Below are 243 nucleotides of genomic sequence, written 5' to 3'. Positions count from 1 at the left end.
CAAGCCCGTCAGTATCAAAGGCACTGCGATAGTTGAGCTACCGTCTTTCACCTCTGACTTAACAGGCCGCCTACGCACCCTTTAAACCCAATAAATCCGGATAACGCTTGGATCCTCCGTATTACCGCGGCTGCTGGCACGGAGTTAGCCGATCCTTATTCTTCCGGTACATTCAGCTCTCTACACGTAGAAAGGTTTATTCCCGGATAAAAGCAGTTTACAACCCATAGGGCCGTCTTCCTG

1 rRNA gene (only partly in view) is annotated in these 243 nt (G+C 50.2%); it reads right to left on the bottom strand.

Annotated features, from left to right (window positions below):
• A 16S ribosomal RNA gene (locus ASG05_RS15620) occupies positions 1–243 on the bottom strand (it extends past both window edges: 788 nt to the left, 299 nt to the right).

The sequence above is a fragment of the Frigoribacterium sp. Leaf186 genome (assembly GCF_001423905.1).
Lineage (GTDB): Bacteria > Actinomycetota > Actinomycetes > Actinomycetales > Microbacteriaceae > Frigoribacterium.
Note: the sequence above shows the minus strand (reverse complement) of the source record. Positions and strands in the feature narration are given on the sequence as shown.